Below are 15,335 nucleotides of genomic sequence, written 5' to 3' on the forward strand. Positions count from 1 at the left end.
AAGGAATCGGGTTCATGTCTCCTTTTTTGTTTAGTTGTCAATTTATGTTAGCAAATTTGCTCATCTACAGTTATTTGATAAATAATAATGAGACTGCATATTATCATTACTTAGCTTCAGAGTTATTAAGTACTGCATTTTGTCATTTACCAGACGCTTACGCAAGTGCATTATACCATGCTAAAAGAGCAGTTGAATTAAGCCCTGAAGATGTTAGCTTGAAAGAACATTTGTTGTTATTCCATGACATTCCAGAAAAGTTAATTAGTAAAGAAGAAGCGAAAGCAATTGCTCAAGAAATATTGAAAATAATGCCAAATAGCGAAGCTGCAAAAAATGTGTTACACAATGCATAAATTTAAATGGGGTGTCCCAAAAGGATTGGGATACCCTCTTTCGTTGCTATATATACGTACTGACTGCTTCTACCACACTATATGTTGTGCCTATCTTGAAGGTGAAGGCAGACAACCTTTTGGGTCAGCTCCTTTTTATAGGGTGTGTAGTGCCGAATAACTCCCTTTGTAGTACAACATATTCATCGTTTCACTAATTCCGACAAACTCGCAAGATATGCAGGTATAGCCCCTGTCAGAATGGGTTCGCGCAGCAAGGAAACTATTCAGAAAAGCAAACAAGGAAACAGGAAATTATACACTATCTTTTATAACTTGGCTGTTCAACAAATACATATTTGTAAAAGCAGTAAAACTCCTCGAAATCTTTTGTTTTACGAGTATTATCAGAAAAAGCTAGCAGAAGGTAAAACCAAACAACAAGCTTGACCCCGAGTTCAAGAGTGGCTAGACAAACAAAATGCCTCTCATCCCTTGATAGATCAAAGGGATGAGAGGCATATTTTGGCATGCTTCGGGCATGTATCTAGAAGGTTGGTGATTTAAGGCAAAATACTGCTGATTTCATTCTTTTCTCAATTAGAGAAACCTTGCAGAGTAAGCTTTCTTTTCTGAATGAAAATGCCGCCGATTCGTGTGTGACAGCGGTTTTTCACCGACCTTCTAGGAGGCTGGTGGTTTCATCATGGATACGGCTTTACCATGTCATTTCCCAATTAGAAAAACCTTGTTGTAGGGGTCCTGCTTTTCATTCATTTTACCATATAATGGGGTTTCAGCCCCTTTTTCTTTGTTGGCAAGATAAAAAAAGAATTTAGGGACTTGACGAGCGATTTTGCAACAAGGTAAGATAATTTTGTAATCGATTACATAGAAAATTTATCCGAAAAAGTCGGAAGGCGCGCGCGACCTAGACAGGTGGCGTTGGCGGAAAAGCTGGGCGCGCCAAGCGTTCCTTGCCCCTAGCTGCGGCAGCGGCGGCAAGGGGCGGCAAGGGGCGGCAAAACGAGGGGAATGTGACACTTTGATGTAATCGATTACAAAGCATCGTTGTATAGACAAGAAGCCATGGTTGCCTAGGCGGAAAGCGGTAGATGTTTCATCAAGGAGGTGGTTCGTCAGTTCGAAGCCGCATTGATGCGAGAAGTGAATTGACGATTGGACAACTCAAACAAAGGCAAAGGGGGAGAAACAAAGATGAAAAAAGTTTTGAAATCATCCGCGCTTTTGTTAGCGCTTACGATGGGGCTTGCGGCGTGCTCCGGCGGGCAAAGCGCTAGCCAGACGGGCCAAGACAGCAAAAAAGAAGAAGGGAAAACAGGGCAATCCGAAAAAGTCGTGAAAATTGTCTATGCCCGCGGCCAAGACTCCACGAAAGCCACCGAAAAAATCATCGAAGCGTTCGAGAAAACGCATCCGAACATCGATGTGGAATTTCGCGAAATGCCGGCTGACACCGGGAAGCAGCATGATGCGTATGTGACGATGCTAAACGCGCAGTCATCGGAAATCGATGTTATGGATCTCGATGTCATTTGGCCGGCTGAGTTTGCTCAAGCGGGTTATACGCTGCCGCTCGACCGCTTTATTGAGAAAGACGGCATTGACTTGAGCAAATACAACCAAGGGGCGCTCGCGGCCGGCAACTTCAATGGCAAGCAATGGGCGATGCCGAAGTTCATTGATGCCGGCATGCTGTTCTATCGCACCGACTTGGTGCCGAAAGACAAAGTGCCGAAAACATGGGATGAGCTCTTAAAAGAAGCGAAAGCGCTGAAAGGAAAGGGCGGCACGAAATTCGGCTATTTGATGCAGGCCAAACAATATGAAGGATTGGTGTGCAACGCCGTCGAATTTATCGCCTCTTACGGCGGACAAATCGTCGATAAAAACGGGAATGTCGTGATCAACAGCCCCGAGGCGATCAAAGGGCTGAAGAAAATGGTGGAAATCGTCAAGTCCGATGTTGTGCCGAGCAATATCACCACCTTCACTGAACCGGAATCGCATACCGCGTTCATTGAAGGACAATCGCCGTTTATCCGCAACTGGCCTTATCAATACGCCTTGGCAAACGATCCAGAACAATCGAAAATCGTCGGCAAAGTCGGCGTGGCTCCGCTCCCGGCCGGGGACAAAGGTTCGGCTGCCGCGCTGGGCGGCTGGATGACCGCGATTAACAAATATTCGAAACATCCGAAAGAAGCATGGGAATTTGTCAAATTTATGACGGGGCCGGAGGGGCAAAAAATTTCCGCGATTTACGGTGGTTTAGCGCCGACGCTTCCGGAGCTGTTTAAAGACGCGGATGTCTTAAAAGCCAATCCGTTCTTTGCGGAAGAAGGATTTGTCAATGCGTTGAACGCTGCTGTGCCGCGCCCGGTCGTCCCGAACTATCCGGAAATTTCGGAAATCATCCAAATTAACGTATCGAAAGCGCTGGCCGGCGAGCTGACGGTCGAACAAGCCGTGGCCAATATGGAAAAAGAAATGAAAGCAGCGTTGAACAAGTAGGGCGAATGGACGGTCGGCGCGGCCCGCTTCTCCGCTGGCCAACGCCGGCCTTGCGCTTTGTGACAAACAAAGAACACTAAGTTGGTTGCCCGCTTTCGGCTCATTAGCCTTCAGGCCGTCATCTGCCCGGTGCTGAAGGCTAATATTCTTTTCGAAGTAGAAGGGAGAGAACCGCGATGAGGAATGAAAAGCGAATGGAGCGTTTGCTAGGCTATTCGCTTGTCGCGCCGGCCATGCTGCTCATTTTGGCGATCGCCATTTGGCCGGTCATTCAGTCCTTTTATTACAGTTTGTTCGACTATCGGCTCAACGATCCGACCAAATCGTCGATTCACTGGAGTTACAGCCTCGACCTGGAACGATATCTACAAACCTATCCGTTCCTCAAAAGCGCCCTCAAGCAGGAAATGGCGGCTGCGGATGAACAAACGAAGCAAACATTGGCGCAAATCGAACGAAAACTTACGAAACTGGATGCGGCGATCCGTTCCGATGATCAAGTAGCGAAACAGTACGACAAAGTGAACGAAGCGCTCGATAACTTCGAAACGCCAAGCAATGAGCTAAAGATCGCCGAGTTGGACAAACAGACGGCCGAGCGGCTGACCGACACGGTTCATGATGTCGTCCAGACGCTCAAGGAGATGAAAAAAGCGGGCGAACTGCAGCAAGCGGATAAAGTCGTCGGCTTGGCCGAAGGGCTCAAAGGGGTTGTGATCGAGCCGAACTTTGTTGGCCTCAAGCATTATAAGGACAGCTTCAGCGATATGCGCTTATGGAAAGCGTTATGGAATACGACGTTCTTTACGGTGGTGTCGGTCGCCATTGAGCTCGTGTTCGGGCTTGGAATCGCGCTGCTCATTAATAAGGCCTTTTTTGGCCGCGGGTTGGTGCGGGCGACGATTTTGATTCCGTGGGCGATTCCTACCGCTGTATCTGCGCTCATGTGGAAATTTTTATACGATGGACAAAACGGCATTGTCGCCAACTATTTCGAAACGATTGGCCTTGTCGACCGAATGGGGGATTTGTTGACGACGGAAGCAGGGGCGATGTTCTCGGTCATTTTTGCCGATGTATGGAAGACAACCCCTTATATGGCGCTCTTGTTGCTCGCCGGGCTGCAAACGATTCCAGACTCGCTGTATGAAGCCGCCGCGATCGACGGAGCGACCAAGTGGCAGCAATTCACGAAAATCACGCTGCCATTGTTGAAATCAAGCATTTTGGTCGCGCTGCTGTTCCGCACGCTCGATGCGTTCCGCGTGTTCGATCTGATTTACGTCTTAACCGGCGGAGGGCCGGCGAACTCGACGGAGACGATTTCGATTTTGGCGTATAAAGTGATGTTTTCGCAGACGAATTTCGGCGCGGGATCGGCGCTGGCTGTGATTGTCTTTCTTTGTGTCGCCATCATTTCCATGATATACATCCGCTGGCTTGGAAAAGACTTATTGTCCGACGGCGCCGGCGCGAAACGATAAGCGGGGTGAGATGATGCAGAAAAAAGCAGGGCCTCTCTTTTATCTCTTCCTACTCGTATTCGTCTTTTTTGTCATGTTTCCATTTTTATGGGTGCTGCTTAGTTCGATTAAGCCGCTCAGTGAACTGTTTGGCGACAAAGCGTTTAATTGGTTTACGAGCCATCCGACGTTGAAGTCGTATGTATCGGTTTTTGTCAATTACCCGTTTTTGCGCTACTTATGGAACAGTACGGTGGTGGCGACGATCACGACCGTGTACACCGTGTTTGTGGCCGCATTTGCCGCTTACGCCATCGCGCGGTTACAATTCAAGGGCAAAACCGTCATTCTTGGCCTTGTGTTAGCGGTATCGATGTTTCCGCAAATTGCCACTATTTCGCCGATTTACATGTTTGTGAAAACGTTCGGGTTGACGAACAGCTACTTAGGATTGATCATTCCGTATACGACGTTTGCGTTGCCGTTGTCGATTTGGCTGCTCGTCACCTTTTTTCGCAAAATTCCGTTTGATTTGGAAGAAGCGGCGAAAATGGATGGGGCGACGCCGATGCAGACGTATTTTAAAGTTATTTTGCCGCTTGCGGTGCCCGGGGTGTTTACGACGTCCATTCTCGTCTTCATTGCCGCGTGGAACGAATTTTTATTTGCCTTGACGATCAATACGGCGGAAAAATACAAAACCGTTCCGGTCGGCATCGCCATGTTCCAAGGCCAGTATACGATCCCGTGGGGCGAAATTTCCGCGGCGACCGTGGTGGTCACTGTTCCGCTTGTCATAATGGTGTTGCTGTTCCAGCGGCGGATTGTATCCGGGCTGACATCCGGCTCGATCAAAGAATAAGGACAAACCGAAAAAGGGGCTGGCCCAAAAGGCGATCTCCCCTCCAGAAAGGCACAACCTATAAGGGTGACATGAGGGGGTCCAGTTCTTTTGGGACGCCCTTTTCTTTGTCCCGTTGACGACGGAAAGGAACACGAAATCCGTCAGTGTTGATGAATGAAGCTGGAAAGGAACCTAACGCGAACTTCGGCACGGCGAACGAACGGAGACCACGGCCGATTCGTAGGTCGGAACGAAACGCCCCTAAAGGGCTGGTGAACCACCGCTGATTCCCTTCATTAATGGGAGAATGAGTGAAAAACAGGACCGATGCAACAAGGTTTTTCTCATTGAAAAATGAGATGGGAACGCCGGATCCGCAAAGTCTTGACTGACTCCCTCGTTTTTTCTATCTTTTAGGATGCGACGAGATGTGATATAATTAATCAAATTGAATAGTCCAAGTGAAAGGAGTATAGAAGTATGAAGAAGAAAATATTAGCAGGTTGTTTAGCTGTTTCTTGTGGTTTACTTTCAATTCACCCTGTTATGTCGGTGCCTGTTTTAGCCGCTGTTGTAAAACAAAAAGAGGCAGATCCTACACGAATCACGGCACTTAACGAAAAGAATCTCATTTCGTTAATAGTAGAAGCAGAAAAACGTTATTTTTATGCTGATGGAGGCGGTAAAGGGGAAACAAAAACCTTTTATATAAAAAAAATACAATATAGGTATCTTTCTGTTGATATCGGCACAAGAAAAAAGCTGCTTGAATACTTGATGATGACATTCACCAAAGAAGCTAGTGAATCATATATAAGAAAGCGCTTTATTGAATACAAAGGAAGAATGGCGCAAATCAACGCGGATACAGGAAACAGTTTGGAATTTAAGAAAACAACAGCCAAATTGATTAAAAGCTCTTCGACATCTAAGGAATATCAATTATCGGTCCCATATTCTGATAACCAATCAAAACCAGAAAGGAAAATAGTAAAGCTAAAGAAAGTAAACGGTGTATGGCGAATTGCTACGCCGCCGGAAATACTTTTTTGACGTAATTTCCGACAGAAGTCGCACACCTTAAGTGCAGGGCAACGCCCAATGAGTTGAAGGCTGGTTGTTGATAGAAGATGGATGTGTGGTCATCTAATGTTCGAACGAACGGCTGCGGAGCGAAGGAAAGCGTAAAGGATTTTGGTGTGTGGCTTACCGTTCGGCGAAGCAGATCGTTCACATCAATAAAAAACGTTTTTGCACATTCTTGCAGAGCCAATTCTTCCCTTCTGCAGAATGTGCACGTTTTATATGGAATAATCTTAAATGAAGCCGTTGGTTTTTAGGACAGAGTAAAATCCTACAATTTTCGTATTGATCGTCAAGAGGCTAGTGTAAAACATTGAAAGATGGCATTCCTCTTGAGTTCCCAATCTCTCGAACATGCCCTCTTATATCTTCATTGTAAAACTTTGCTTTTCTTGTTTCACATCGACCTCTTATTGAGAGCAGGAAATGCGTGTCTTGTCCATACATGGTGATCATTCTTTACCGCTACCCGTGGTGCTATATAAGTTGCAATAAAGAATTTCCGATTTTTCGTTGAGGGTTTCATCTAAGTACAAGCCGATATGAGAGTAATCAGCGGGATGTAAAATAAAATTTCAACTTATATAGTTGAGCGCTAGCGCTCAACTAGCCCGAGTGTTACAAGTGAATACACCAACAAGATGCCATCGAGTGCCACTTCAAACCCTGAAATCGAATTCGCACGAATGTCTGCCATACGATACTGGTCCAATAAGGACGGAGAACACCGTTTTCATCACTTTCCGTTTTTGTTTGAGCCATTTTTCTCCCATGATTCCGATGGGCGGTGGTTCTGATTTTTGTGAGATGGCGTCCAAAAAGCGATTTGGTACTCTTTTGCCGTTCACTACTGATGAAGCCTTTGTCACCTAAGTTATAGGGATGAGGAACTGGAGTCATGACGGTTTCAGCAGTCATTTTCATCACCGACCTCATAGGAAAACGCCATGTGGAAAAACACGAGCCGGACGTTTTTCAGCTGGTTTCCTTCGATCAGGATGACAGGATTTGAACATGCGACCTCATGCATCCCATGCGTGTGCTCTACCAAGCTGAGCTACATCCCGGAGTGGCATGTCGGACATAAATAATCAGACAAGAAAAACAGGACAAGATCAACGATTAATTTATCATTTTGCACAGTGCGTATCATTGAAGAACCAAACTAATGTCATGAGTATCGATTTTTGCTCGTTGTCAACAAATTGACAAATCAACTTCATTATTTTCACAAAATGGTTTGGTATTGTAAGTTCAAGAAGGGGGGGAGGAAGATGAGAACGCTAGGGTGGATCTGTTTTTTTGTGTTTGTTTTGCCGTTATCTGTACATGCTAAAGAGATCCAAACTATCATTGATCAAACACCTGACTACGGGATTGTGAAAATGGCTAGCGGGGTCTATGATGAATCATTGATACTATCGAAACCGCTTACGTTAGAGGGAGTAGGGAGGGTGACGATCCGGTCGTGCCGTTTACCGGCTGTAGTTATTACTGGTCACCATGTTGTGTTGCGAAATATAATGATTCAACAGTGTAGGAGAGCTGAAAGCGCTGCACTAGTTGTAACGGGTCATGACCACATCATTGAATATGTACAAATAGTTGCAGCCAAACGAGGTATACAACTGAATCAAGCAAGCAGAACATCTATTGCTCATTGTCTCATTCGAGGGACAAGACAAGAGAACGGCATTGACTTATGGGACTCATCCCAAAACATCATAAAATACAATACAATTAAGCAAGTAAAAGATGGGATCTACATAGAGAACAGCAATAAAAATGAAGTGAACGCCAATTGTATTCATAATTCTCGGTACGGTATTCATGTCATGTTTTCGGACGATCTTATGATTAAGAGAAATTTATCTGAGCATAACCTCGCAGGTGCCATGATAATGGGAACGAAGCGGACGGTGATTGAGCACAATTCATTTCGTCAAAACAATCGTCATGTCCATTCCCAGGGTCTTCTTTTATATAATGCGATGAAAACAAGTGTTACGAAAAATGTCATTGCTGCGAATCGTGTTGGCGTTTATGCTGAGAATGCTTACAATGTCCAACTTACAGGAAACTATTTCCTCCGCAATGCGATTGGGATGCAATGGAATATCTCGAAAAAAAATTATATAGCGGACAATTCATTTGTTGGTAATGTTTATGATGCACAGGCCATTCGATGCTTCAACAATACCATCATCCATAATTATTGGGATACTTCGTTGAAACTCGATCAAACAGGCCGCGGATTTAGCGCCATTCCGTATCGGGCTGATCCCTTTTTTTTGGCACTGACGGCAAATGTGCCTGAGTATCAGCTGTTTTTTCAGGCACCAGGCATGCTTGTTTTACAAAAACTATTGCGTAGTCCTGATGACGAAGTGATGATTGATCATGCTCCGCGAATGAACGCGTTGAAAATTGAGCAAACACATCGTTTATCCACTGATCCATTAAACGTAAATAGGATGAGTTTGGTAATGATAGTTGGAAGCATTAGTCTACTAATTATGGGGAGGAAACGCGGATGAGAAAAATATGGATTTTTTCTATATTGATGATCATGTTGTTCATGATGAGTGGTTGCAGTCAAAAAGCGAAACCAATTGCGATTGATGAAAAAAATGATAAATGTGATACCTGTCATATGGAGGTAGGAAATAATTCGTTTGCGACAGAATTAGTGTTAAAAAACGGAAAAACGCTTAAGTTTGATGATATCGGTTGTATGTATGCATGGGTGAATGAACATAAAAAAGAAAAAATCAATACGATGTTTGTTCGAGATTATAAAACAAGCGCTTGGCTAGAAGCAGACAGCGCCACGTATGTATACGATAAAAATATTCACACGCCAATGGCTTATAATGTTATTTCGTTTCAAGATGAAAAAGCGGCCAAACGGTTTATCCAAAACAATGGTGGCACGCTTCTTACGTATGATCAATTAGCGCATCATACATGGGAGAGAAATAAAGAGATGATGATGAAAATGAAACACAAAAAAATGAAGCATGGAAAAAAGGAAATGAACAAACATGACAATCATATGGGCAACTGAGCGACAGTTGTCCTTTTTCTGTCGGGAGGAGATAAAATGAAAACGATCGCGCGGTTGGAGTGGCGGCTGGTCATGCGGCAACATTCCTCCTACGGATTCATTTTATTATGGGTCGTAGTACTGTCATTATTGTTTTTTATTGCACGAGATACTATAGATTTTGCTGGCTATACGAATATGACAGCAACGACTGCCAATATGATGCTTTATTTGTTGCCGCTATTTATGTTGATTTCTGGTTCATTTACCATTGCGAGCGAGATCGAAAACGGACAATGGCGGTTGTTGCGAACGTATCCGTTGTCACCTGCGGCATATATAGCTGGAAAGTGGTTGGGGCAATGGTTTGGACAGATGATTTTGTTTACGCTTAGTTTTGGCCTGAGTTTGATGTTTAGCCTATCGACGGGTGTGGCGTTACCGATGAAATGGATCATTGTGTTATATCGTTTTTCATCGGCTTTGATTGCCTTTTTTCTTATGATTGGCTTAGCGGTCGGTTCATTCGTTTCGACTCGATGGCAGGCGTTGATCGTCTCTGTTAGCATTTGGTTTTTATTTGTTATGATCTGGCCAACAATGTTGATTGCCGTGTTGAATGTCGTTCCTTATCCGTTCATTGCTCCTTTGTTAAAAAGTGTAACGCTTTTGAATCCGGCGGAAGTAGTACGAGTAGCCTTTGTCGTACAAATGGGAGGAAGCGCTGTTTTTGGACAAGTGTATGATCATTTACTTGGGCAATGGCAGAAGCCATTCGGCTTCATTTTGTTGGTGTATGCCACGATCTATGGTAGTGCAATATGGCTTATTGCCGCGACGCAATTGGCAAGGAGGAGATCGATATAATGGGACTGAAGGTAGGAAAAGTGACGAAAAAATATAAGCAAAAACTAGCGCTTCTGTCCGTATCGCTTCAAGTGGATCGAGGGGAATGCTTGGTGTTGTGTGGAGGAAATGGGGCCGGAAAAAGCACGCTCCTTCAGATTTTAGCAGGTGTGCTTTCTCCGACCACCGGTACGGTAACGCTTGATGGAGTATCACTACACGAACATCGCGAAGCGTACATTTCACAAATCGGATATATGCCTGATGATTTTCATGCTCGATCAATGATAACCGTGCAAGAGTTTTTGGCTTTTTATGCGTCATTGCGGAACGCTTCAGCAGCACAGGTGGAAGAAATACTGCATGACATAGGGCTAGAAAAACATAAAAAAGAATGGATCAAGCAGTTATCAAAAGGAATGAGACAGCGCTTATTATTGGGACAAGCGTTGTTAGGAGAGCCAACGCTTCTGCTCCTTGATGAGCCGACAAACGGTCTTGACCCGTTTTGGATCGATCAGTTTATCGATATGTTGAAGAAGAGAAAGAAGAAGGGAGGGATCATCGTGTTTTCAACACATATGATGGACGTGGCCGCTGAAGTAGGTGATCACATATTGTTTATGAAAAATGGTGAGATTGTAAAACAAATCGATACCAGTCACGTCTGTGACAAGGAGAAAATGATAGTGCAACTTTTAAACTGGCATCGGAAGATCTAGAGGGGCGGTGAAAAAACGCTGTTTGCCTTGATCGATGATGGAACGCGTGAACATAGAAGCTGATGCAGCCGGTTTTTCTATTTGAGAAACGATTGCGAGAAGCGGTTGTGTGAGTAAATCACCGCCCCCCTAGGAGGCTGGTGAAAACGGTTGTTTCTGTTGAGCAATGGGGGGATCGTTTGAAAGGAGATCCTGATGCGACGAGGCTTTTCTATTGGAGAAACGGACTTGACAAGCGGCTTGCTCCCTTAAATCACCGACCTCCTAGGAGGCTGGTGATTTAATCTTGGATCCAGCTCTGGAATGTCACTTCTCAACTAGAAAAACCTTGGTGCATTGATTCTGCTTTTCGCATGTTCTCCCATTGATGAAGGAACTCAGCTGTTTTTCCCCGCCCTTCTAGCAATTGAGTGATGTACCGGTCAACGTATTTATATCGATTGGCTCATAAAAAATGTCCATGGACAGCGCGATCTGCCCTCCACCCGGGGATGAAAATCTCGCGCCAGTGTGGCATTTTCACCGAAAAGATGGTTTTTATCATTTTCTCATGAAAGATTAACGCAATCAGAATCAATCTTACTAGATATTTTTAAGTCATTCATGCTATACAAGAGGATGTATCGCAGCCCGAATGGTTACGTAGAACCATTCAAAGTATTTTGGCCGGAAAAGGGAGTGAAACTCTAGGTGAGAAAGAACATGCATCCTCAAGAAGCGGTGTCTCCATTGATTTTTTATGATGCGAAAGGAAGAAGGAAAGTAATCGTTAAGGCCGTGCTTTTTGTGAGCATCATCGTTACTGTCATTGTTTTCTACGCTTTCTTTCGCAGCATTTTTTCGCCCATCCATCTTCCATATGAAAATGTCTTTCCAACAACTACTAAAAAAATGATTTCGTCAGATGAAAAGATTGGTGATTGGCAATTACAAGAAGAATTAAAACTAGACAAAAACCGTAATTATCACCATTGGAAACAGTGGAAACAAAACGCAGATCATAGTAAACCTAATGAAGTTTACGGATTTTACGTTAATTGGGATGAAAATAGCACGTCTTCGTTAAAAGATCACATCCGTTCGTTAACAGTGTTAGTTCCTGAATGGTATCATTTGAATCGAGATCTTACAATTACTAGCGAAAAGAGAGCGGATATTGTCAAACTAGCCAAAGATCATCATGTCAAAATTGTTCCTTTAATTAATAATTTTACTGCCGAAAGTGCAGGGCCAGATAGTTCTATCGTAGATCGATTGTTGCGAGCCCCTACTGATCAGCAAAAACAAGTTATCGCGAATTTAGAGAAACAAATTGAGGACAATCACTTCGCAGGTGTAAATATTGACTTTGAATCCATCCCTGTACAAGATCGACAAGCATTGACAAAGTTTATGAAGGAGCTTGCTTTTGCGTTTCATCAACACCGTTTGCTTGTAACGCAAGATGTGCCGGCCGATGACCGTGCTTTTGATTACCGCGCTTTGTCTAAAGAAGTAGACCGCCTCATTGTCATGATGTATGACGAACATTATACAGGAGGAGACCCAGGTCCAATCGCTTCTATCGGATGGTTTCAACATACGCTCGAACATTTACCCATTCCTCCGGAAAAGCGAATTATTGCTCTTGGAAACTACGGATATGACTGGACAATTGGCGGCAAAACTCCAGCGGTGTCGCTCACCTTTTCTGATATTATGGATATCGCCGGTGATGGAGATTTAAAAATTAAATGGGATAAACTGAGTGAAAACCCGTATATTGAGTATGAAAATGGAAAGGACAAGCATATCGTCTGGTTTTTAGATAGCGTGACTTTTTATAATGAAATGAAGCTAGCGTCTGAGAACGGCACAAGAGGATTTGCGCTTTGGAGAATAGGGGCAGAGGATCCAACTGTGTGGGAATTGTTAAAGAACGGTGTAAAAAAAATCAGTCTGTTACGCACAATTCCTAGCACGGATCGGGTCGCTTATTCCGGAAAAGGGGAAATATTAAGAGTCGTTCATGTGGGGCGAAATGGCTCAAGAGAATTTCATCTGGATCCAAGCGGGAATCTTACTGATGAAAGATATCAGTCATTTCCATTATCCTATGATGTTGAGCGATATGGGCAACCAAAAGAGAAAAAAGTAGTCTTAACATTTGATGACGGTCCAAATCCTAAGTACACGCCGGAAATTCTCGACATTCTGAAACAGTTTCATGTAAAAGCTGACTTTTTTGTCGTTGGAGAAAATGCTGGAGAATATCCCGATATAATGAAAAGGATGTATAACGAGGGGCACGAGATAGGTAATCATACGTTCACACATCCGAACATTGCTGAGACGTCTCCGCTGCGTACAAAGCTAGAGCTAAACGCAACCCAGCGGCTTATCCAAGAAGTGACCGGCCATTCTACGGTGTTGTTTCGGCCGCCGTATGAAGCGGATGCAGAGCCTTATTTAGCGAGTGAAATACTGCCGATTTTGCGTGCACAAAAGATGAATTATATTATGGTTGGGGAAAAAGTAGATCCGCAAGATTGGACCCGGCCAGCTGTGAAAGAAATAGTGAAGCGTGTGGTCACTCCGATATTGCGTGGAGAAGGAAACGTTATTCTTCTTCATGATGCAGGAGGGGACCGGACTCGTACAGTGGAAGCACTGCCAATCATTATAAAAACGCTCAGAGAGCATGGATATCGCTTTGTCACTATTGCTGGGCTATTAGGAAAAAAACGCGACGATGTAATGCCGAGTGTGTATTCTTATGATGCATTATGGCTACCGTATGATCGAGCTGTTTTTTCTGGAATGGAGTATTTTACAAAGATAGTAACAATTATCTTTTACGTTACTATTGGATTAGGGATTTTTCGTTTGTTATTTTTCGTGTATTTTTCGTTTAAACAAAAAAGAAGGAGTCAATCTCACTCCATAACAGATGATCAGCCTTTGGTCAGTGTTGTCATAGCAGCGTATAACGAAGAAAAAGTAATAGGCAATGCAATCCATTCGATACTGGCCAGCGACTACCCGTCCTTAGAAGTGATTGTAGTGGATGATGGTTCACGCGACAACACCGCTAAAGTTGTCGGAGCAATTGGCCGTAAGTATCCGAATGTCCACTTAATTCAAAAAGAAAACGGTGGAAAAGCTTCTGCGATCAACCGAGGATTTCTAGAAGCACGTGGAGATATTATCGTTTCATTAGATGCGGATACAATTCTTGCGCCTAATGCGATTTCGTTGATGGTCCGTCACTTTGCCGATCCTCATGTTGCCGCTGTTTCTGGAAACGTAAAAGTGGGAAATCGGCGCAAACTACTTACTGTATGGCAACATATTGAATATGTTACGGGCTTTAATTTAGAACGCAGGGCATTTGATGAGTTGAACTGTATTACTGTTGTGCCGGGTGCCATTGGAGCATGGAGAAAACAGCTAGTGAAACAAGTAGGATATGTAAGTGAAGATACATTAGCAGAAGATACAGATTTGACATTAACCCTTTTGCGTCAAGGATATCGAATTGTTTATGAAGATCAAGCATACGGCTATACTGAGTCTCCAGAAGATGTAAAAAGTTTAGTTAAACAGCGATACCGCTGGTCGTATGGTACGTTGCAGTGCTTATGGAAGCATCGAAAAGCGCTGTTTAATCCAAAGCATAAATCGTTAGGATTTATCGCTTTGCCGAATATGTGGATATTCCAATTTTTGTCGCAGTCTGTCTCTCCCTTCGTTGATTTATTGATGGTGATTAGTTTGCTTAGTAACCATCCGTTCAAAGTATTAGGATTTTATCTTCTATTTGTAGCCATTGACTTGTTTGCTTCGCTTTTTGCTTTTTCGTTAGAAAAAGAAAATCCCAAGCCGCTGCTTTGGTTGGTAGTGCAACGGTTTATTTACCGTCAGATAATGACATATGTTGTCATAAAATCCATTCTGTCAGCCATTCAAGGTGTTGAGGTAGGGTGGAATAAGCTAAAACGATTCGGTAGTGTTGAACGATCGTTTAGTCAAAACAAAACATCGATCTCTTAGATTAGTAATGATTACTGCGAGGCCGAGCCGTAGGAAAAGCTGTGAACAGGCTTTCTGTGGCTTGGCCGTTTTCGAATGCTCCTAGTGGGGGGTGAATCGAACCCGAGTTCGACAGTTTTGAGGTCATTTTAGGCAAACGAAAATGGCCAAAATGCTGCAATATCAAGGATTTCATGATGCAGATCCTAGGAAAAAACGCTGAATTTCATAGGCACACGACTTTCCTACTTTAACTTTTAAAATGGATGGATATTGGTTATAATATAGGCATGTACACACGACGAGTCACACCAAAAAAGAACGATGGAATCACCTTAGCTTACCTCCATCATGAATCGTGACCGAACGTAAGGGACGAATGCGAACGTCTCATGCTTGGACATTTTTCTTCAAAAAACGGCGACCTTGGTCAACAACCGAACTGACGGC

10 protein-coding genes, 1 tRNA gene and 2 pseudogenes are annotated in these 15,335 nt (G+C 43.8%); 11 read left to right on the plus strand and 2 right to left on the minus strand.

Features of this window, described 5'->3' with window-relative positions; genetic code table 11:
* From B4113_RS04205 to B4113_RS04225, 6 genes and pseudogenes are all read left to right on the plus strand, one after another.
* On the plus strand, nt 1–356 hold a 356-nt coding region (locus tag B4113_RS04205; protein ID WP_235597954.1), incomplete at its 5' end, for a hypothetical protein.
* A gap of 180 nt (nt 357–536) precedes the next feature.
* Nucleotides 537–782, plus strand: a pseudogene (locus B4113_RS18495) (transposase); the annotation flags it as partial.
* Nucleotides 783–1,553: 771 nt separating this feature from the next.
* On the plus strand, nt 1,554–2,870 hold the full coding sequence (locus tag B4113_RS04210; protein WP_033843648.1) for an ABC transporter substrate-binding protein: 1,317 nt from the start codon (nt 1,554–1,556) through the stop codon (nt 2,868–2,870).
* Between the two features lie 176 nt (nt 2,871–3,046).
* Nucleotides 3,047–4,354: a carbohydrate ABC transporter permease gene (locus B4113_RS04215; RefSeq protein WP_033843650.1), complete on the plus strand. Its 1,308-nt coding sequence runs from the start codon at nt 3,047–3,049 to the stop codon at nt 4,352–4,354.
* A gap of 13 nt (nt 4,355–4,367) precedes the next feature.
* A complete protein-coding gene (locus B4113_RS04220) occupies nt 4,368–5,195 on the plus strand; it encodes a carbohydrate ABC transporter permease (RefSeq protein ID WP_033018604.1) in 828 nt (275 codons plus the stop codon).
* A gap of 462 nt (nt 5,196–5,657) precedes the next feature.
* Nucleotides 5,658–6,230, plus strand: a complete 573-nt coding sequence (locus tag B4113_RS04225; protein ID WP_051962687.1) for a DL-endopeptidase inhibitor IseA family protein — start codon at nt 5,658–5,660, stop codon at nt 6,228–6,230.
* 625 nt (nt 6,231–6,855) lie between these two features.
* On the opposite strand, the pseudogene B4113_RS18500 reads toward B4113_RS04225, so the two are convergent.
* Both B4113_RS18500 and B4113_RS04230 read right to left on the minus strand, forming a co-directional pair.
* Nucleotides 6,856–7,181: pseudogene (locus tag B4113_RS18500) on the minus strand (IS982 family transposase); the annotation flags it as partial.
* 72 nt (nt 7,182–7,253) lie between these two features.
* Nucleotides 7,254–7,327 (minus strand) — tRNA-Pro (locus tag B4113_RS04230).
* A gap of 207 nt (nt 7,328–7,534) precedes the next feature.
* Here B4113_RS04230 and B4113_RS04235 point away from each other — a divergent pair.
* The 5 genes from B4113_RS04235 to B4113_RS04255 all read left to right on the plus strand — a co-directional run bounded on the left by B4113_RS04235 (nt 7,535) and on the right by B4113_RS04255 (nt 14,906).
* Nucleotides 7,535–8,797, plus strand: coding sequence for a nitrous oxide reductase family maturation protein NosD (locus B4113_RS04235; protein WP_033843651.1), 1,263 nt, complete (start codon nt 7,535–7,537; stop codon nt 8,795–8,797).
* Nucleotides 8,794–9,327: a nitrous oxide reductase accessory protein NosL gene (locus tag B4113_RS04240; RefSeq protein WP_033843652.1), complete on the plus strand. Its 534-nt coding sequence runs from the start codon at nt 8,794–8,796 to the stop codon at nt 9,325–9,327. Before B4113_RS04235 ends, B4113_RS04240 begins: the two co-directional genes overlap by 4 nt.
* A gap of 36 nt (nt 9,328–9,363) precedes the next feature.
* Entirely contained in the window at nt 9,364–10,173 is an 810-nt protein-coding gene (locus B4113_RS04245) for an ABC transporter permease (RefSeq protein ID WP_033843653.1), read from the plus strand.
* Complete coding sequence (locus B4113_RS04250; protein WP_153017126.1) at nt 10,170–10,874, plus strand: ABC transporter ATP-binding protein; 705 nt, start codon at nt 10,170–10,172, stop codon at nt 10,872–10,874. Before B4113_RS04245 ends, B4113_RS04250 begins: the two co-directional genes overlap by 4 nt.
* A gap of 690 nt (nt 10,875–11,564) precedes the next feature.
* The gene (locus tag B4113_RS04255; RefSeq protein WP_033843655.1) at nt 11,565–14,906 is read left to right on the plus strand and encodes a glycosyltransferase; all 3,342 of its coding nucleotides are present in this window, start codon (nt 11,565–11,567) and stop codon (nt 14,904–14,906) included.
* Nucleotides 14,907–15,335 lie beyond the last annotated feature (429 nt).

The sequence above is a fragment of the Geobacillus sp. B4113_201601 genome, from assembly GCF_001587475.1.
Lineage (GTDB): Bacteria > Bacillota > Bacilli > Bacillales > Anoxybacillaceae > Geobacillus > Geobacillus icigianus.